Genomic DNA, 18,321 nt, shown 5'->3' with positions numbered 1-18,321 from the left:
TTGCGCCGCCTGCTCGGCTTCGTCCTCGCTCTCATGGCTTGCGTCGCCCATGCGCAGGTCGCGGTGCGGGTCGGCTCCAAGGCCGACAACGAAGGCGCATTGCTCGGCCAGGTGGTCGTGCAGGTGTTGCGTCAGGCGGGCGTTCCGGTGGTCGATCGCACGCAACTGGGGCCGACGTCCATCGTTCGCCGTGCACTGCTCAACGGCGACCTGGATGTCTATCCGGAGTACACCGGCAATGCCGCGTTCTTCTTCCATCGTGAGAGCGATCCCGCGTTCCGTGAGGCCGCGAAGGCGTATGCCCTGGCGGCCTCGCTGGATCTCGCGGCAAATCGACTGGTCTGGCTCGCGCCCGCACCGGCGGACAACCACTGGGCCATCGGCATCCGTAGCGATGTCGCGAAGCGCGAAGGGTTGCGCACGCTCGCGGATTTCGCGCGCTGGGTGCAGGGTGGCGGCGACGTGCTTCTGGCCGGTTCGGCGGAGTTCGTCGAGAGCGACGCCGCGTTGCCGGCGTTTCAATCGGCCTATGGTTTCACCTTGCGCGGCGATCAGTTACTGGTGCTCGCAGGCGGCGACACATCGGCCACGATCAAGGCTGCGGCCGAGGGCACGTCCGGCGTCAATGCGAGCATGGTCTATTCCACCGACGGCGCAATTGCCGTCACGGGGCTGGTCGTGCTCGACGATCCGAAGCACGTGGAAATGGTCTACCAGCCCGCGCCCGTGATTCGCGAGGATGTGCTCGAGCGCTATCCCGCCATGCGCGCCCCACTGGAGGCGGCCTTCCGTCCGCTGACGGTGGAGGTGCTGCGTGCGCTGAACGCGCGTACGCAGATCGATGGCGAGGACGCGGCGGCCGTTGCGTCCGATTACCTGCGCTCGCAGGGGCTCATCAAGTGAGTTCGCTTACCCGCCCGCACCTGGCTGAACCGGGACGATGGAGCGAGTCGTTGCCTGTGTGGGTGCTCTCGGTCGTCGGCATGCTCGCCGCGTTGTTTCCGGCCTTTCTGCGCATCGCACCGAACCGCTTGCTGACAGGCGAGGCGATCCGTCCACAGGCGTGGCCGCTGGCTCTGGCATGGCTCGCCATCGCTGTATGCACCGCCTTGCCCGCGCGGATCGCGCGCCCTGTCGTCACGACGCTGGCGTGGTTGGTCGTGTGCAGCCTGCCGCTGTTGGCTGGCGTGGACGCGGGCATCGCGTTGTCCGAAGCCAGTGCGTTCAGCGTGCGCGCGCAACTCGGGGCCGGCTTCTGGCTGATGTGGCTGGCCGCCGCGCTGCTTCTGCTGGATCGCCTGCGTGGCATGCGCGTGCCGACGAGAACGGCGCTGTGGGTTGCGGTGCTGGCCGTGCTCGGAGGCTGCGCCTGGGTCGGCGTGTTCGACGCGCTCGGCCTTGTGCGCGAATGGCGTGCGCAGCGCGTACCGTTCGCGCTTGCAACCGTTGAGCATCTGCGTCTTGCCGCGGTCACGCTGGTGCTGGCCCTGCTGGTCGGTGCCCCTCTCGGCTGGTGGGTGTGGCGTCGGCGGCGCAGCGATGGCTTGCTGGTCGGCGTGCTGGCGTTCCTGCAGACCGTACCTTCGCTGGCCTTGTTCGCGTTGTTGATCGGGCCCTTTGCGTGGCTGGCGCACCAGTGGCCTGCGCTCGGTTCGCTGGGCTTCGGCGGTACCGGCGCGGCCCCGGCTGTCTTTGCGCTGGTGCTGTATGCGCTGTTGCCCGTGGTGCGCTACACCGTGGCTGGGCTTGATGCGGTGCCCTCCGACGCGCGCGAAGCGGCGCGGGGTCTCGGCATGAGCCGTGCCCAGTTGCTCTGGCGCGTGCAGCTTCCGTTGGGCTGGCCGGTGTTGCTTGCCGGGCTGCGCATCGTGGCCGTGCAGACGGTCGGGTTGGCCGCGGTGGCGGCGCTGATCGGTGCGGGCGGCCTCGGCCGCTTCGTCTTTCTCGGGATCGGCCAGGGCGCGATCGATATGGTGTTGCTGGGCACGCTCGCGATCATTGCGCTGGCCCTGGCAATCGACTTTCTCTTCCAGGGCGCGCTAGCCCTCACGGAACGCGCCCCATGATCGAGTTCGAGCACGTCTGCAAACGGTTTGGCGATCGCGTGGTGATCGACGATCTCTCGTTGCGCATCGACGATGGCGAATTTTTCGTGCTGGTGGGGCCGTCCGGGTCCGGCAAGTCCACGCTGCTGCGCATGGTGAATCGCCTGGTGCCGGTGGACGCTGGCAGCGTGCGCGTTGGCGGCGAGGACGTGCTCTCGCTCGACGTCGAGACCTTGCGCCGCGGCATCGGTTACGCGATCCAGTCGGTCGGTCTGTTTCCCCATCGCACGGTGGCCGAGAACATCGCCACGGTGCCGCGTCTGTTGCGTTGGCCCGAGGAGCGTATCCGCGAGCGTGTGGATGAACTCATCGACCTGCTTCGCCTGGACGATCCCGGGATCGGCGCGCGCTATCCGAGCACCCTGTCCGGCGGACAGCAGCAGCGCGTCGGCGTGGCACGAGCGCTGGCTGCACGACCGCGCATCGTGCTGATGGACGAACCGTTCGGCGCGCTCGATCCGCTCACGCGCGAGTCGTTGCAGGCGAGCCTCAAGGCGATCCAGCGCGATACCGGCACCACGATTCTGTTCGTCACCCACGACATGGACGAAGCCTTCGGGCTCGCCGATCGCGTGGGCCTCATGCTCGGCGGACGGCTCGCGCAGGTAGGTACGCCGCTGGATCTGTTGCGCCATCCGATGGACGAACGCGTCAGCGATTTCGTCGGCGGCACGCGCGCACGCCTGCGCGAACTCGCGGTGCGACGCGTACGCGACAGCATGCGCGCAGGCGAACACGCGGACGGCGAGCCCCTAGATGCCGACGCCACGTTGCAGGATGCCCTGGGCGCCATGCTGGCGCAGGGCCGCGAGCGTCTTCCGGTGCATGAACAGGGGCGTGCGGTGGGCGCGATCGTGCTCGGCGATCTCGTGGCGCGAGGCGCCTGACGTGCATCGTCTGCAGGCCGAAGGCGCATCGCGGCTGCGTATAGCATTGCCGCCGTTGGTGCTCGCGCTGCTTCTGGCCGTGCTGCCGCATAGCGCGACGTGGTTCCACGCGGCGTGGCCGACGCTGTCGCATCCGCTCTATGCGCGCACCTCGTTCTTTGCACTGACGGGCGCGCACCTGCTCCTTGTCGTGCTGGCGACGGCGCTCAGTGTGGCGATCGGTCTCGGTCTCGGCGTGCTTGCTACGCGTCCGGCGGGGCGTTCGCTGTTGCCGACGGTGCGTGCCGTGGCGGTGATCGGGCAGACCGTGCCGCCCGTCGCCGTGCTGGCGATAGCGGTACCTCTGCTGGGCTTCGGTGCCGCGCCGACGCTGCTGGCGCTGGTGCTCTATGGGGTGTTACCGGTGCTGGGGCAGACCGGGGCGGGACTCGAGAACGTTCCGCCCGCCGCGCTGCATGCCGCTGACGGCATGGGTTACGGACGCTGGCGCCGATTGGTGGAAGTGGAATTGCCGTTGGCGGCGGGGCCGATCATGGCCGGTGTGCGGCTCTCGGCGATTGTCGGCGTGGGTACGGCGACGATCGGTTCGGCTGTGGGTGCGACGACGCTGGGTGCGCCGATCGTCGAGGGACTGGTAGGAAACAATCCGGCCTATGTGCTGCAAGGTGCGCTGTTGGTGGGTGCGTTGGCATTGACGGTGGATACAGTGCTGGGCGCTGTGCAGCGACGGCTGCCGACGCAACGCTGACGCTCGCGGCGCGTCGAAAGGTCCGAAGAGAAGAACGGCGCGGTAGACCCGCGCCGTTCGTCGTTCACTGTGTCGGCAAAAGCCCGACCGTTACCAGATGCGCACGCGCTGCTTCGGATCCAGATAGAGCTTCTGGCCCGGCTTGGGCTGGAAGGCGTCGTACCACGGATCGAGATTGCGCACGGTCTGCGCGCGGAAGCGCCCGGGCGCGTGTCCGTCACCGATCACCTGCTGGCGCATCGCCGCATCGCGGGTCTTTTCACGCCACGACTGTGCGAAGGCCAGGAAGAAGCGCTGGTCGCCGGTGAGACCGTCGATCACCGGCGCCGGCTTGCCACCGAGGCTTTCCTTGTACGCGGCATACGCGATGGCGAGGCCCGAGACGTCGGCGATGTTCTCGCCGAGGGTCTGCTGTCCATTGACGTGCAGGCCCGGCAGCGCCTCGTACTGGTTGAACTGTTCGACGAGACGCTGGCCGGCTTCCTTGAAGTGCTTTTCGTCGGCCGGGGTCCACCAGTTGGCGAGGCGGCCCTGCGCGTCGAATTCCGCGCCGGTGTTGTCGAAGCTGTGGCTGATCTCGTGACCGATCACGGCGCCGATCGAACCATAGTTCGACGCGGCGTCCGCCTTCGGATCGAAGAACGGCGCTTCGAGAATGGCCGCGGGGAAGTTCAACGCGTTCTGCAGGGGCAGGTTCACTGCGTTGACCGTCTGCGGCGTCATCCACCATTCGTCGCGGTCCACCGGCTTGCCGAGCTTGGCGACCTGATGCCGATATTCGGCAAGTTCCGCACGCTGGTGATTGCCCAGCGCATCGTCGGGACGGATCGTCAGCGCCGAGTAGTCGCGCCAGGTATCGGGGTATCCCACGCCGACCTTGATGGTGGCGATCTTTGCCTTGGCCTTCTGCTTGGTGGCGGCCGACATCCAGTCGAGCGTGTCGACGCGCTGGTCGAAGGCTTTCAGGATGTTCTTCACCATGTCCTGCACTTCGGCGCGGGACGAGGCAGGGAAATACGTCTTGACGTAGATCTGGCCGACGGCGTCGCCGAGGTCGACGTTGACCCGGCTGATGCCGCGCTTCCAGCGGTCGCGCTGCTTCGGCGTGCCGGTGAGCACCTTGCCGTAGAAGCCGAAGGCGAGGTCGTCGTAGGCCTTGGGCAGCAAGCCCGAGGCGTTCTCGTTGATGGTGTGGAAGCGCAGCCACGCCTTCCAGGTGTCCAGCGGCTCGCTGGCGACGAGGGCGGCGAACTTGGTCACCGTGGCCGGCTGCCACACAATGAAGGTGGGCTGGTCGTCGAGGCCGGCGGCCTTGAAGTAAGCGTTCCAGTCGATACCGGGCGCCTTGCTCGCGAAGCTCGTGCGCGGCCAGGGATTGTTCGCCTTGTGGATATCCTCGCTTTCGACGATGGACGCCTGCGCCTGCGCCAGCTTGGTTTCCAGCGCCACGATGGCCTTGGCCTTCGCGGCCGCATCGGGCGTGCCGGCCTGCGTGAGGATCGCCTGCACGTAGGCCGCGTACTTGGCCCGCGTCTCGACCATGTCCTTGTCGGTCTTCAGGTAATAGTCGCGGTTGGGCATGCCGAGCCCGCCCTGCAGGAGGTAGGGCACGTTCTTGCTCGGATCTTCGAGACCCTGGGCGACGAACAGGCCCAGCAGGTGCTCGGTGTCGAGGTTGGTGGCGTTGATCGGGTCCACGTCCGCGCGGAGCTGGGCACCGAGCGCGGTGGAGAGGGCCTGCTTGTCGGTGATGGCGTCGATGCTCGCGAGGGCCGGCTCGAGCGGCTTTAGCCCGGCTTTCTCGATCGCGGCTTCATCCATGTACGCCTTGTAGTAATCGGCGATCAGACGCTGGTTGCTACCGGCCGCGGCCTGGCTGTCGCCCGCCGCCTTGATCAGCTCGGCGTTGCGCTTTTCGGCTTTCTGAAACACCTCGAGAAAGACGCCAGTGCTGGCGCGGTCCGCGGGGATTTCCGCGGTCTTTCTCCAACCGCCGTTGGCGTAGTTGTCGAAATCGTCGCCGGGCTGCACGGCGTGGTCGATGCCTTTGAGATCGACACCGACCGGACCGTCGGCGGCGAGGGCGCCCGCGGAGGCGAGACCGCAGGCGATGGAGGCGGCGAGAAGCCGGTGAATGGCGGCCATGGAGAAACCCTTGTGGTCTGGGGGTGCCCACGATAGCCCCGCTCGCGGTCGTTGTGGTGCATGACCTCCGGGCTAGACGGGCGGGCCCGCCGGGCAGATCGGTCGCCGCGGGAGCGCAGAAGGGATGTGCCCTAATGGTCGTCCGGTGCCGCAACGGCGCCGGTATCCGGGGCACGCCGCGGGTCGCCCGGGCTCGCCCCGATCCTCTTGGCAGAAGATCTTTAGGGAGATCTATATGAACGCACGTTTCGAACTGACTGGCCCGCAGACCGAGATCACCAGCTACCCGCAATGGACGCAGGACATGGTGGCCTCATGCGACGACGCACGGAAAGGCATCGTCCGCCACGAGATGTGGGCCGCCATGTGCAGCGCCACGCTGGACCCGCAGACCACACGCAACTTCATGGTCGGGGTGTGGCCCGTCATCGAGCGCTTCCCGGGCTACATGTCGCACAGCCTGTTGAAGACCCGTTACGGTCGCAGCCCTGGCGACGATCTCGCCCGGCGTTGGCTGGTCCGCAACATCCGGGTCGAGCAGAACCACGCGGAGTACTGGCTCAACTGGGCCGAGAGCGCCGGAGTGCGTCGGGATGAGGTACTGAGCGCGGAGCCGCCCAAGGGCACCCAGGCCCTGGCGGACTGGTGCGAAGAAGTGAGCCGCAACGACTCGCTGGCCGCGGGTATCGCGGCGACCAACTACGCCGTGGAAGGCGCGACCGGGGATTGGTCGCAGATCGTGTACGAAAGCACGACCTATGCCGAAAGCCTGCCGGTTTCCGGCCGAAAAGCCGGGCTTCGCTGGCTGCAGCTGCACGCGGCGTACGACGACACCCACCCCTGGGAGGCGCTGGAAATCGTGTGCACGCTGATGGGGAGGAATCCGCCTGCGGATCAGGTAGAACACATCAGGGAGTGCGTCCGGCGCAGCTACGTCGCCATGAGCATCACGCTGGATCGCTGCATGGATGCGATGGGAACGGTTTGCACGCGGAACGAGGTAGCTGCGTAACTCGCAAGTTGTGTGGCATGTAGCGCACTATCGCGTCCGGTTGATCAAAGGGGGTTCGATGCGCCTCGAAGCCAGTCAGCAACAGCTCCTGTCCAGGCGGCTCCGGCCCCTGGGCTACGCGTTGGTGGCGGTCGTGGGCCTGATCCTCGCCCTGACGTGGGTTGCGGTGCAGACCCAGGTGACTCTCGCCGGCTTCCTGAACGGCGAGAGTCTCTGGTCCAAGGCTCAGAAGCAGGCGGTGATCGACCTGGACGAATACGCCACGCATGGCCGTCCGTCCGATCTGGCGAGCTTTCGCCGCAACTATGCCGTGCTCGTCGCGGACCGCTCGGCGCGTGACGCGATCGCAAGCGGCACGTTCGTCCACGCCGAGGTTGAAGCCGCCTTCGCGCGCGGCGGCGTGATTCCCGAGGCGATCCCCGGGATGGTCTTCATCTTTCAATACTTCACCGGCATGCCGTACGTGCGCGAGGCCGTGGCGGAGTGGCGTTCGGTGGATGCCAGCCTCCGTGAGCTGGAGGTGATCGCCGATCGCCTCGAGCAGGATTACCGGCCCGACGCGTCTCGTCCCCCGGAGGTCTCCGACGAGCGAGCGCGGATCGCGACACTCAATAATTACATCGAACCGCGGGCCAAAGCGTTCTCGCTGAACATCGCCAACGGCGCTTCATGGCTGGGTCGGGTGCTGTTCTTCACGGTGCTGGGCGTGGCGGCGCTGGCGTCCCTGCTCTGGCTGCGCATGGCCCAGCGCATCCTTGCCGGCATTCGCGGCACGGAAGAACGCTACAGCCTGCTGTTCGACAGCGCGGCGGACGCCATCTTCATGGTCGACCAGGAAAGCGGTCGCATCCTCGATGCGAACGACCGCGCCGCCATCTGGGTCGGTTGCCCCCGTTCCGATCTCATTGGACTGCAGCTTTCCAGCCTGTTCGCGGAGGGCTCGCCCGAGACAGGCGAGGGGTTGCTGCGCACCGCAGGTGGTGGCACGCGGCCGGTGGAGACGCAGAGCAGTCTGGTGGAGTGGGGTAAGCGGCAGGTCTCGCAGGCGATCGTGCGCGACATTTCCGATCGGGTGGCGATGGAGCAGGAGCGCAAGATCGCCGCGGAGGCCCTGGCGAGCATCGCCGAGGGCGTGATCATCGCGGACGCGGATCGCCGCGTGACGACGGTCAACGACGCCCACACGAAACTTACCGGCTTCCCGGCGCAGGTCATGCGGCGCACGCGCTTCGACGCGACGCGCACGCTGCCCGATGGAAGGCCATTGCCGCAGAGTCTGTGGGACAACATCGCGGCCGGAGACAACTGGGTCGGCGAGGTCGAAAGCCGACGTGCCGACGGCACCGTGTATCCGGAACTGATGAGCATCAGCACCATCCGCGATCGCGAAGGCCGCCCCCAGCACTACGTGGCCGTGGTGTCGGACATCACCGTGCGCAAGGCCGATCGGCAGCGCCTGCAGCATCTCGCGACACATGATCCCTTGACCGGCCTCGTCACGCGTTCGGAGTTCGAACGGCGCTGTGCCGAGGCCATTACCCACGCCGCCCACGAACGCGGCGCGGTGGCTGTGCTCTTCGTCGATCTCGATGCGTTCAAGGTCGTCAACGACAGCTACAGCCACGCAATCGGCGACGCCCTGTTGATGCGCGTGGCCGAGCGCATCCGTGCGCAGATTGCGCCGCACGATGTGGCGGGACGCATTGGCGGCGACGAATTCACCGTGCTGCTGTCGGACCTGCGTTCGCGCGAGGAGGCGTTGGTGGTCGCCGAGGCGATGCTCGCGGCCCTCGCGCGCCCGATCGACCTGGGCGATTACGAGCTGTACGTCACCGCGAGCATCGGCATTGCGGGGTATCCGCTCGATGGCAACGATGCGGTGACGCTCATCGCCAACGCCGACGCCGCGATGTACGTGGCCAAGACCGAAGAGCGCAACGCGCTGCGTTTCTATACGCCCAAGATGCACGCCGACGCGCGGCGACGTCTCAAACTCGCTTCCGAATTGCGCCAGGCGCTGCTCCGCAATGAATTCCAGCTCGCCTACCAGCCGAGCATCGAGATGAAGAGCGGGCGCATCGTGGCGGTGGAAGCACTGATTCGCTGGCGCCATCCGGAGCGCGGCAACGTGGGCCCCGACGAGTTCATCCCGATCGCCGAGAGCCTCGGTCTTATCCGGCAGATCGACCAGTGGGTGCTGGCGACCGCATGTCGGCAGCTTATGCAATGGGATGAGGCGCGCTTGCCTCCGTTGCGGCTTGCGGTGAATGTGTCCGCCGGCTCCTTCGGTCACCCGGATTTCCTGCAGGGCATCAGCCAGGCGCTGGAGTCGACCGGCATCCCGCCAAAGCGCCTTCTGGTCGAGCTGACCGAGAGCGCCATCCTGCGCCTGGGCGAGGATACCCAGCGCGCCATGCAGTCGCTGCACAAGCTCGGTGTGGCCGTGGCAATCGACGATTTCGGTACGGGATATTCCTCGCTCGCGTACCTGAAACTGCCGGCCGTGGAGTATCTGAAAATCGACCGCTCGTTCGTGACCGGCCTGCCGGGCAACCCCAACGATGTGGCGATCACCGAAGCGATGGTCGCGATCGCCCGTAGCCTGGGCCTGCACACGATCGCCGAAGGCATCGAGACCGAGGCGCAGCACGAGTTCCTGCTTCGCGCCGGTTGCCAGGAGGGTCAGGGATTCCTCTACTCGCGCCCGCTGCCGCCGGACGAGGTCGCGCGCCTGCTGGCGCCGAAGACGACGGGCGGCAAGCGCCTCTCGCTGGTGCCGCCGAAGCGCGCCTGACGCCTCGCGCCGAAAGGCAAGCGCACTCCTACAATACGCGGGCCCGACTTCTCTCGACGATGGTCGCCCCTATATAGGGCCCATCACCCGCGCAAGGATCCCCCGTGCCTACCCACGACGACATCGTCTTCCTCTTCGACGTCGACAACACCCTGATCGACAACGACCGTTTCAGCGCCGACCTCGCCGCACGACTGGAGCGCGACTTCGGCGCCGAGGGGCGCGAACGCTATGCGGCCATCGACAAGGACATTCGCAGTCAGGTCGGTTACGCGGATTATCTCGGCGCGCTGCAGCGCATGCGCGGCAAGGAGAGCCATCCGGCGTACATGGAGCTGTCGTTCTTCCTGCTCGATTATCCGTTCGACGAACGCCGTTTCCCCGGCGTGCTCGAAGCGGTGGCGCACCTGTGCACGCTAGGGCGGCCCGTGATCATGTCCGATGGCGACACCGTGTTCCAGCCGCGCAAGATCCGTCGCGCCGGTCTATGGGATGCCTTCCGCGGGGACGTACTGATCTACGTGCACAAGGAAGACATGCTCGACGACATGCGCCGTCGTTATCCGGCGGATCACTACGTGATGGTGGACGACAAGCCGCGCATCCTCGTCGCGCTCAAGAAGCTGCTTGGCGACAAGGTCACCACGGTCTTCGTGAAGCAGGGCCATTACGCGGCGGCCGCGGGCAAGGAGCTGGACGACACGCCGCCGGACATCACGATCGACAGCGTGGCGGCCTTGGCGACGATGCGCCGCGAGGATTTCCTGTGTGGGAGCCGCTATAGCGGCGAGAAGCCGGCGGAGCGGTAAGGCGGGAGGGTGTATTTCCCTCAAGCCTCGAAGGCGCCGCGCACCCAGGTCACGTCGTCGCCGTCGAAGGCCAGCACGTCGAATCGGCAGGCGCGGCTCGCATCGCGCGGGTAAGCGGCAAGCCACAGGTGCGCGGCGCTGACGAGCTTGCGTTGCTTGGCGGCCGTCACCGAGGCGAGTGCGCCACCGAACGACGAGCCGCGGCGGTAGCGCACCTCGACGAACACGAGCGTGTCGCCGTCGCGCATCACCAGGTCGATCTCGCCATGGCGGCAGAGGAAGTTGGCGCGCACGAGGCGCATGCCGCGGGCTTCGAGAAAGACGCGCGCCGCCTCTTCGAAGCGGTTGCCGGTGGCGCGGCGCGCGGTGGTCTTTCGGGGTGGCTTGGGCAAGGCGAACCTCCGTGTTCGCGCAGACCCTGGGAATCAGCCCCCGCCGCTTTCGACGTTGGGGGTTGCAGCCGGCGCTTCGAGTTCGAGGCTACCGGCGACCGGGCGGGCCACACCGTCGGCGAAGCGCGCCCAGATGAGTACGCGGCGGACGCGGCCGAACTCGTCGGCGACCAATTGGCCGGTGGCGCCCGGGAGATAGCTGCCCGGATGCCCGCGCATCCAATCGATGTACGGCACCAGGCCCCAGGCATCCATGCCGAAGGCGAACAGGCGCGCGGTCACGCCCTTGGTGGCAGGCAACGCGTCGTTGAGCGAGGCGCGCCGGGGAAGGCCCGGCTGCGCATCGAACAGCCACGGCGCGTCGCAGAACTCCACGCCTTCCAGATCGCGATCCGCCGTCGGGTCGTCGCCGCCGGAGTAGACGTGCGAGGTGGCGAAGACCGGCAGCGTGTTCTTCGCCAGACGCAACTGCGGCAGGAGCAGCCGCGCCTGCTGCGGCTTCATGCTGATGAACACGCCGCTGGTAGCGGGGTCCTGATCCGTGGGCTCGGACAACTGCGAGGCGAAGTCGATGCTGTTGGCATCCAGCGTCACCTGGCCCGCGAGCGTGCCGCCACGCGCCTGCCACTCAGCCTTGAAGGCGTTGCCGGCGCGGCGCGCAAAGTCGTCGGTGGAGACGATCACGGTGGCGATGTGCATGCCGCGATCGGCCATGTGGTCGGCGACCTGTGCGCCTTCGGTCTCCGGCAGCAGGCCGAACTCGTTCGCGCCGGCAGGCGGCAGGTTGCGGTTGTCGTTCGGGTAGTTCAGCGTGAGCATCGGGGCGGGCAGCGCGCCCTTGGCGAAAATCGCCGACACGCCGTCGCGGTTGAGCGGGCCGACCACGAAGCGCGCGCCCTCGGCCACTGCCTTGTCGTAGGCAGCAACGGCGTGCTGGGCGTCGTTGCCCGAATCGTAGACGGCAACCTCGGGACGCGGTGCGTCGGTATGTGCCGCGTCGATATAGTTGGTGAAGAAGCCGTCGCGGATCGCAGCGCCCGCGCCGGCGAGCGGGCCGGACAGCGGCAGCAGCAGCGCGACCTTGGTCGGCACCTTGTAGCCTTCGCGCACCTTGTCGCCGGTGATGGTGCCGACTGCCTGATCGAGCACGGCCGGCGAGCGGTTCACCGTGCCGAGCTGCGCCTGCGCTTCGGTAACCCACGGCTTGAGGGGATCGTTCGCGGCGAGCGCGCCGCCGCGGTCGGCGAGTTGCTGCGCGCCGAGTCCGTTCAGCAGGGCAAGGACTTCCTTGCGATTTTCCTCGCGATCGATGCCGCGCAACTGGCTATCCAGTTCGACGCGGGTGTATGCCGCGCTCCAGGCGTCGCCCGAGGCGGCCTGCGCGCGGGCGCGCAATTCAGCGAGGCGTTGATCGATCTGCGGCGAGACGCGCGTTGCCGGCTTGCCGGTGAGCGAAAGGGCTGTCTTCGCATCGTTGTTCTTCAGCGCGATCTCGGCGCGCAAGGCGTCGAGGCGCAGGGCATCCTCGCCCTCCAGCCGCGAGCGGCGTACCTCTTCGGCGATGGGCGCAGCCCGGTCGAGGGCGCCTTCCTGCCGGTACGCTTCGGCGGCCAGCAGCTTGTAGTAGTCGCGATGGTTGGCATCCTGCGCAGCGAGCGCCAGGTACGCCTGCGCGGCCTGATCGAACTGGCCCTTGGTATAGAGCGCCTGCGCCGCCTGTGTGGCTTCGCCCGAGGGGGCCGCGCTTTGCTGGACGCCACCCTGGGTGACGCAGCCGGCGAGGGAGGCGGCAAGCAACAGGCCTAGGGTAGTGGCACGGATCGATCGCATCGGTAGTCCTTGGCTGCACGGCGGCGCGCTGACCGCGCCAAAACGACCGGATCATAGCCCATCGCTTCGCGAGGCCGGCGTGAGCCCGGCGTCGCAGCGACCGCGTGTCAGGCGCCGTAAAGCGACTTTCGCGCTGCGCCGGTGATGGCCGCGGCGAGCTTCGCGGCCTTGGCCGGGGGCAGTTCGTCCTTGAGGATCGCGAAGACCCGCAGGCCCTCGGCCAGGCGCTCGTCCTCGCTGGCTTCGCGTCCTGCGACCATGACCACGAACTCCCCACGCTGCTGGTTGGGGTCGGCCGCCACCAGGCGGACCAGATCCTCCAGCGGTCCGTCGAGCACGGTCTCGAACATCTTGGTCAGCTCGCGCGCCACCACGGCTTCGCGAGCGGGGCCGAAGGCGTCGCGCATGTCCTCGAGCGATTCGAGGATGCGATGCGAGGACTCATAGAAGATCAGTGTGCGTGGCTCGCCCGCCAGTTCGCCAAGCCGCGAGCGGCGTGCACCTGTCTTGGCCGGCAGGAAACCTTCGAAGACGAACCGGTCGCTGGGCAATCCCGCGACCGACAAGGCGGCCACCACCGCGCTCGGCCCCGGCACCGGGCTCACCCGCAGTCCGGCAGCGCGTGCCGCGCGAACCAGGCGGAAGCCGGGGTCGCTGATCAAGGGGGTGCCGGCATCGGAGACCAGGGCGACGTCGTCGCCCGCGCGGAGGCGCTCGACGAGACCGTCGACGGCGGTGCGCTCGTTGTGGTCGTGCAGCGCGAGCAGGGGCGTGTCGATGCCAAGGTGCTGAAGAAGCGGGCGTGTGTGCCGCGTGTCCTCGGCAGCGATGACCTTGACCCGGCGCAGCGTGTCGATGGCACGCGCGCCGATGTCGTCGCGGTGGCCGATGGGCGTGGCGACGACGTGGAGCGTGCCGAGGCGGGTCTGGGACATGGGCGGTCCGATAAAGCGAGCCATCCATTCTAGCTAGGTGGGGGCGGCTCATGTGGGCTAGCTAATGTGGGGCCACTTATGTGGGAGCCGCCATGGCGGCGAGGGGAATCCTCTGGTGGGGGCCACCCTGTTGGCGATGGGAACTTGCCGGTGGGAGCCAGCCTGCTGGCGATGGGAGCTTGCCTCACCGCTACACCGCTTCGTTGGCTTTTCGCCACCAGGGTGGCTCCTACCTTCGCTTTGTTGGCTGCTCGCCAGCAGCCCGCACGGGTTATACTTCGCGATGGAGTCGGCCAGACAGTCGCGATACGCCTTGTGCGCATCGAGGAAAGTCCGGGCTCCATAGGGCAGGGTGCCAGGTAACGCCTGGGCAGCGTGAGCTGACGGCCAGTGCAACAGAGAGCAGACCGCCGATGGCCCCGCAAGGGGATCAGGTAAGGGTGAAAGGGTGCGGTAAGAGCGCACCGCGTGCGGGGCTAACGTCGCACGGCACGGTAAACCCCACCCGGAGCAAGACCAAATAAGGGAACCATGACGCGGCCCGCGTCGTTCCCGGGTAGGTTGCTAGAGCCTGGTGGCGACGCCAGGCCGAGAAGAATGACTGTCACGTCGCAAGACGCACAGAACCCGGCTTACCGGCCGACTCCTTTTCTTCGCAAGGTGCCGCGGCGTCCCCTTCGGGGCGCCGCGGTTTTTCTGTGGGAGCCATCTGTGGGAGCCGCCACGGCGGCGATGGGGACTTGCGGGTGAGACGGGCGGGCTTTGCCGGTGGGAGCCAGCCTGCTGGCGATGGGGACTTGGCTCGCCGCCTCATCGCTTCGTTGGCTTACGCCACCAGGGGGGAGTGTGTCGCGCGGCTACACGGCGTCGTTGGCTTTTCGCCACCAGGGTGGCTCCTGCCTTCGCTTCGTAGGCTCCTCACATAGTTCTCGCTGGATGAACGGCGGTTCATTCCTGGCTTTCTCAGGCCTCTGAAAATCCGAGATCTCTCGCAAAAAATCCCCGCGAAACAACCACCTCCCGGCAGTTCCTCAGAAATGGCTGGAAATGGTGGCCAAGGCGCTCTTTCTCTTTGATTCACAAGAAAAAATTCCTTGACAGTCTCAGGGGGCGAGACTATCGTGGGCCCCAGTGTGAAATCGTGGGATTTGGTGGGGCGACCGACGAAGATGTTTCAAGGCGAGACAGCCATCACAGTCGACGACAAAGGTCGTCTGACGATTCCGACGTCGTATCGGGATCTGGTGGTGGACGCCTGTGCGAACCGTCTGGTCGTCACTTACAACCCCTTCGAGACCGGGTGCCTCTGGATCTTTCCGTACGCGGAGTGGGAACAGGTGCGCGACCAGGTCAACGCGCTGCCCAGCGTCAAGGCCGTCCACCGAGCGTTGCAGATGAAGCTGGTGGGTGCCGCGGCCATCGTCGAACCCGACGGAGCCTCGCGCATCCTCCTCCCTTCGAGCCAGCGTGCAGCGGCCGGGATAGAGAAGAAAGCGATCCTGCTGGGCATGGGCAACAAGTTCGAGCTTTGGAGCGAACAGGCCCACCTCGCGAAGATCCGCCAGACGATCGGCGAGGACGAGATCAGCGACGACATGGCGGATCTGCGGTTGTGATGACGAACTAATTCGAGGTTTTTGGTGGAACGGGAGCGGGATGTGGCGACGGCGGGGCGCGATGTACACATCCCTGTGATGCTCGACGAAGTGTTGGAGGGCCTCGCCTTGCGCGAGAACGGGCGTTACCTGGATGGCACTTTCGGTCGCGGCGGTCACGCCCGGGCCATTCTTGCGCGTCTGTCCAGTGAAGGTCGTCTGTTCCTCATGGACCGCGATCCCACGGCCATCGCCGTGGCCGAAGCAGGCCTCGCCACCGATCCGCGCGTGTCCCTGCGTCACGACAACTTCGCCACCATGGGCGAGTGGTCGGCGCTCGAGGGTGGGCTCGACGGCATCCTCCTCGATCTTGGCGTGTCGTCCCCGCAGCTCGACGACGCCAGCCGCGGTTTCAGCTTCATGGCCGATGCGCCGCTCGACATGCGCATGGACACCACGCGCGGCATCAGCGCTGCCGATTTCCTCGCGGAAGCCGACGAGGCCGAGATTGCCGACGTGCTCTGGACCTTTGGCGAAGAGCGTTTCAGCCGCCGCATTGCGAAGGCGATCGTGGAGCGTCGCGCCACCGCGCCGATTACCCGCACTGGCGAGCTGGCCGAACTCGTCGCGCGCTGCGTCGGTCGCCGCGAACCCGGCAAGAACCCCGCGACGCGCACCTTCCAGGGTCTGCGCATCCGCGTGAACGCAGAGCTGGAATCGGTGGAGCGCGGCCTCGACGCCGCGCTGGATTTGCTGAAGGTCGGCGGCCGCCTGGCCGTCATCAGCTTCCACTCGCTCGAAGACCGCACGGTGAAGCAGTTCATCCGCGGCCACGAAGGGCGCGTGCAGGGCAGCCGTCGTGCGCCGCCTGCCGAAGCGAAGACCGCGCGGTTGAAGCCCATTGGCAAGGCGATCTTCCCCTCCGACGCCGAAGTGGCCGCGAACCCGCGTTCGCGCTCCGCCGTGCTGCGCATCGCGGAGAAACTCGCATGAAGGCCTTCGGCGCGTTCTGCCTCTCGATCCTGCTGCTGGCCGTCATCGCCAGCGCGATCGGTGTGGTCTGGACGCGCCACGAAAGCCGCAAGCTCTTCATGGAGCTTTCGGCCCTGCAGCGCGCCAAGGACGACCTGGGTGTGGAATACGGGCGTCTTGAGTTGGAACAGGCGACGTACGCCGAACCCAGCCGCATCGACGCCGATGCCCGCGGCAAGCTCGGCATGTTTACGCCGAAGCCGCAGGACATCCAGCTGGTGCGTCGATGAAGGCCCGCTACGGCAAGCCTGTCGTGCCCAGCCGCCGCCGCGGTCAGGGCCCCAGCCCGCGCAAGCGCATGACCGTCGTGGTCGCGCTGCTTTGTGTGGCCGCGTCGGGTCTGGTGGTGCGCGCGTTCGATCTGCAGGTGGTGCGCAAGCAGTTCTACCAGGACCAGGGCGACGCGCGCTTCCTGCGCGAGATGCCCATCGCCGTGTCGCGCGGCACGATCTTCGATCGCAACGGCGAACCGCTTGCGGTGTCGACCCCTGTCGCTTCGATCTGGGCCAATCCGCCCGAAGTGCTCGAGAACGCGGACCGTATTCCGGAACTCGCGAAGGCGCTGAACGTCGATGCCGACGACCTGAAGCAGAAGATCGCGCAGCGCGCCGACAAGGAATTCATGTACATCGCGCGCCAGCTGCGTCCTGAGGACGCGCAGGCCATCGTGGACCTCAAGATTCCCGGCATTGCCTCGCAGCGGGAATATCGCCGTTACTACCCGTCGGGTGCAGTCAACAGCCACATCCTCGGTTTCACCAACATCGACGACCACGGTCAGGAAGGCCTTGAGCTGGCATTCGACAGCTGGCTCGCGGGCAAGCCGGGTGCCAAGCGCGTGATCCGCGATCGCATGGGTCACGCCGTGGAAGACGTGGATCTCGTGCGCGAGCCGCAGCCGGGCCGCGACCTCACGCTGTCGATCGACCGCCGCATCCAGTACCTCGCGTACAGCGCGCTCAAGGACACGCTCGAAAAGAACAAGGCGGAATCCGGGTCCATCGTGGTACTGGACGTCCATACGGGCGAAGTGCTCGGCATGGCGAACCTGCCTTCGTTCAACCCGAACGCCGTGCGCGGCAGCACGCCGTCCGAGCGCCGCAACCGCGCGGTGACCGACGTGGTCGAGCCGGGTTCGACGATGAAGGCGTTCACCATGGCCGCCGCGTTGAGCAGTGGCAAGTACACGCCCACCGCGCCGCTGATCGAGACTTCGCCAGGCACCTGGATGATGGGCGGCCACCCCGTGCGTGACACGCACAACTGGGGCACGCTCACGCCGACCGGCGTCATCACCAAGTCGTCCAACGTCGGTGCGGCGAAGATCGCGATGACGCTGGACACCGATTTCCTCTACGGCGTGTACAAGTCGTTCGGCCTGGGTAACAGCACGGGCAGCGGCTTTCCTGGCGAAGCTGCGGGTTATCTCCCGGTCGGGCGCACCTGGAAGCCGATCGAAAAGTCGCGCCTGGCCTATGGCTACAACCTCAACGTGACCCCGCTGCAGTTGGCTACGGGTTACGCGGCCATCGCCAACGGCGGCGCGCTGCGCTCTCCCAGCTTCATCAAGGGCATGGACAATCCGCCCGAGCAGGTCGTGACCCCCGATGTCGCGCATGAACTGGTGCGCATGCTGGAAACCGTGGTGGCGCCCGGCGGCACGGGCTACGGCTTCGCTTCCGTGCCGAACTACAGCGTGGCCGGCAAGACCGGTACCTCGCACAAGAATTCCGTGGGCGGCTATTACTCGAACAACTACATCTCGCTGTTCGTGGGCATGATTCCCGCGAGCGCGCCGCGTCTTGTCACGGTGGTGGTCATCAACGATCCGAAGGGTGGCCGCTACTACGGCGGTTCGGTGGCCGGCCCTGCCTTCGCCCAGGTGATGGAAGGCGCGGTGCGCCTGCTCGACATTCCGCCCGACAACGTCGGTCGCTGGTATGCGGGCGGTCCCAGCCAGGGTGGCTTGATCGGTACGAGCAATGCGCCGTCGCCACAACAGGACGACAGCGCCGCCGAGGAGGTGGTCCCGTGACC

At 66.9% G+C, this 18,321-nt stretch carries 15 protein-coding genes and 1 other RNA gene; 12 read left to right on the top strand and 4 right to left on the bottom strand.

Annotation, left to right across the window (positions count from 1 at the left end; all coding sequences use genetic code 11):
* Genes osmF through IM816_RS15380 form a run of 4 tightly spaced genes read left to right on the top strand, consistent with a single transcriptional unit; the run spans window position 1 to window position 3,740 of the window.
* The gene (osmF, locus tag IM816_RS15395) at window positions 1-903 is read left to right on the top strand and encodes a glycine betaine ABC transporter substrate-binding protein OsmF (RefSeq protein ID WP_250338752.1); all 903 of its coding nucleotides are present in this window, start codon (window positions 1-3) and stop codon (window positions 901-903) included.
* Window positions 900-2,066 carry an ABC transporter permease gene (locus IM816_RS15390; protein ID WP_250338751.1) on the top strand — a complete coding sequence of 389 codons (1,167 nt, stop codon included), beginning with the start codon at window positions 900-902 and terminating at the stop codon, window positions 2,064-2,066. Before osmF ends, IM816_RS15390 begins: the two co-directional genes overlap by 4 nt.
* Window positions 2,063-2,992 carry an ABC transporter ATP-binding protein gene (locus IM816_RS15385; RefSeq protein WP_250338750.1) on the top strand — a complete coding sequence of 310 codons (930 nt, stop codon included), beginning with the start codon at window positions 2,063-2,065 and terminating at the stop codon, window positions 2,990-2,992. Before IM816_RS15390 ends, IM816_RS15385 begins: the two co-directional genes overlap by 4 nt.
* A gap of 1 nt (window position 2,993) precedes the next feature.
* Window positions 2,994-3,740: an ABC transporter permease gene (locus tag IM816_RS15380; RefSeq protein WP_250338749.1), complete on the top strand. Its 747-nt coding sequence runs from the start codon at window positions 2,994-2,996 to the stop codon at window positions 3,738-3,740.
* A 90-nt stretch (window positions 3,741-3,830) separates the two neighbouring features.
* Here IM816_RS15380 and IM816_RS15375 read toward each other — a convergent pair whose 3' ends face one another.
* Complete coding sequence (locus tag IM816_RS15375; protein ID WP_250338748.1) at window positions 3,831-5,885, bottom strand: M13 family metallopeptidase; 2,055 nt, start codon at window positions 5,883-5,885, stop codon at window positions 3,831-3,833.
* 235 nt (window positions 5,886-6,120) lie between these two features.
* On the opposite strand from IM816_RS15375, the gene IM816_RS15370 reads away from it, so the two are divergent.
* The 3 genes from IM816_RS15370 (at window position 6,121) to IM816_RS15360 (ending at window position 10,500) form a co-directional block, all read left to right on the top strand.
* Complete coding sequence (locus tag IM816_RS15370) at window positions 6,121-6,897, top strand: iron-containing redox enzyme family protein (protein ID WP_250338747.1); 777 nt, start codon at window positions 6,121-6,123, stop codon at window positions 6,895-6,897.
* A 58-nt stretch (window positions 6,898-6,955) separates the two neighbouring features.
* Window positions 6,956-9,691, top strand: coding sequence for a putative bifunctional diguanylate cyclase/phosphodiesterase (locus IM816_RS15365; protein ID WP_250338746.1), 2,736 nt, complete (start codon window positions 6,956-6,958; stop codon window positions 9,689-9,691).
* A gap of 104 nt (window positions 9,692-9,795) precedes the next feature.
* Window positions 9,796-10,500, top strand: coding sequence for an HAD family hydrolase (locus IM816_RS15360; RefSeq protein ID WP_250338745.1), 705 nt, complete (start codon window positions 9,796-9,798; stop codon window positions 10,498-10,500).
* A 20-nt stretch (window positions 10,501-10,520) separates the two neighbouring features.
* Here the strand turns inward: IM816_RS15360 and IM816_RS15355 are convergent, their stop codons facing one another.
* The 3 genes from IM816_RS15355 to rsmI form a co-directional block, all read right to left on the bottom strand.
* Window positions 10,521-10,892, bottom strand: a complete 372-nt coding sequence (locus IM816_RS15355; protein ID WP_250338744.1) for a YraN family protein — start codon at window positions 10,890-10,892, stop codon at window positions 10,521-10,523.
* A gap of 33 nt (window positions 10,893-10,925) precedes the next feature.
* Window positions 10,926-12,722 (bottom strand): penicillin-binding protein activator, encoded by a 1,797-nt coding sequence (locus tag IM816_RS15350; protein ID WP_250338743.1) that lies wholly within the window; start codon window positions 12,720-12,722, stop codon window positions 10,926-10,928.
* Window positions 12,723-12,829: 107 nt separating this feature from the next.
* Window positions 12,830-13,657, bottom strand: coding sequence for a 16S rRNA (cytidine(1402)-2'-O)-methyltransferase (gene rsmI, locus IM816_RS15345; RefSeq protein ID WP_250338742.1), 828 nt, complete (start codon window positions 13,655-13,657; stop codon window positions 12,830-12,832).
* Between the two features lie 285 nt (window positions 13,658-13,942).
* On the opposite strand from rsmI, the gene rnpB reads away from it, so the two are divergent.
* The 5 genes from rnpB (at window position 13,943) to IM816_RS15320 (ending at window position 18,319) form a co-directional block, all read left to right on the top strand.
* Window positions 13,943-14,308, top strand: an RNA gene (gene rnpB / locus IM816_RS15340) — RNase P RNA component class A.
* A 518-nt stretch (window positions 14,309-14,826) separates the two neighbouring features.
* The gene (gene mraZ, locus IM816_RS15335) at window positions 14,827-15,273 is read left to right on the top strand and encodes a division/cell wall cluster transcriptional repressor MraZ (protein WP_072322049.1); all 447 of its coding nucleotides are present in this window, start codon (window positions 14,827-14,829) and stop codon (window positions 15,271-15,273) included.
* A gap of 42 nt (window positions 15,274-15,315) precedes the next feature.
* Window positions 15,316-16,245, top strand: a complete 930-nt coding sequence (gene rsmH, locus IM816_RS15330) for a 16S rRNA (cytosine(1402)-N(4))-methyltransferase RsmH (RefSeq protein ID WP_255369395.1) — start codon at window positions 15,316-15,318, stop codon at window positions 16,243-16,245.
* Window positions 16,242-16,514 (top strand): cell division protein FtsL, encoded by a 273-nt coding sequence (gene ftsL / locus IM816_RS15325; RefSeq protein ID WP_072322047.1) that lies wholly within the window; start codon window positions 16,242-16,244, stop codon window positions 16,512-16,514. The genes rsmH and ftsL overlap by 4 nt, the downstream gene beginning before the upstream one ends.
* Window positions 16,511-18,319, top strand: coding sequence for a peptidoglycan D,D-transpeptidase FtsI family protein (locus tag IM816_RS15320; RefSeq protein WP_250338741.1), 1,809 nt, complete (start codon window positions 16,511-16,513; stop codon window positions 18,317-18,319). The genes ftsL and IM816_RS15320 overlap by 4 nt, the downstream gene beginning before the upstream one ends.
* Window positions 18,320-18,321 lie beyond the last annotated feature (2 nt).

Source organism: Luteibacter flocculans (assembly GCF_023612255.1).
Taxonomy (GTDB): Bacteria; Pseudomonadota; Gammaproteobacteria; order Xanthomonadales; family Rhodanobacteraceae; genus Luteibacter; species Luteibacter flocculans.
Note: the sequence above shows the minus strand (reverse complement) of the source record. Positions and strands in the feature narration are given on the sequence as shown.

Bases quoted from the DNA above. Each gene is read 5' to 3' on its own strand.
- IM816_RS15385 (WP_250338750.1), top strand. From the start codon at position 2,063: ATGATCGAGTTCGAGCACGTCTGCAAACGGTTTGGCGATCGCGTGGTG.
- IM816_RS15375 (WP_250338748.1), bottom strand. From the start codon at position 5,885: ATGGCCGCCATTCACCGGCTTCTCGCCGCCTCCATCGCCTGCGGTCTC.
- IM816_RS15370 (WP_250338747.1), top strand. From the start codon at position 6,121: ATGAACGCACGTTTCGAACTGACTGGCCCGCAGACCGAGATCACCAGC.
- IM816_RS15365 (WP_250338746.1), top strand. From the start codon at position 6,956: ATGCGCCTCGAAGCCAGTCAGCAACAGCTCCTGTCCAGGCGGCTCCGG.
- IM816_RS15350 (WP_250338743.1), bottom strand. From the start codon at position 12,722: ATGCGATCGATCCGTGCCACTACCCTAGGCCTGTTGCTTGCCGCCTCC.
- rsmI (WP_250338742.1), bottom strand. From the start codon at position 13,657: ATGTCCCAGACCCGCCTCGGCACGCTCCACGTCGTCGCCACGCCCATC.
- mraZ (WP_072322049.1), top strand. From the start codon at position 14,827: ATGTTTCAAGGCGAGACAGCCATCACAGTCGACGACAAAGGTCGTCTG.
- ftsL (WP_072322047.1), top strand. From the start codon at position 16,242: ATGAAGGCCTTCGGCGCGTTCTGCCTCTCGATCCTGCTGCTGGCCGTC.
- IM816_RS15320 (WP_250338741.1), top strand. From the start codon at position 16,511: ATGAAGGCCCGCTACGGCAAGCCTGTCGTGCCCAGCCGCCGCCGCGGT.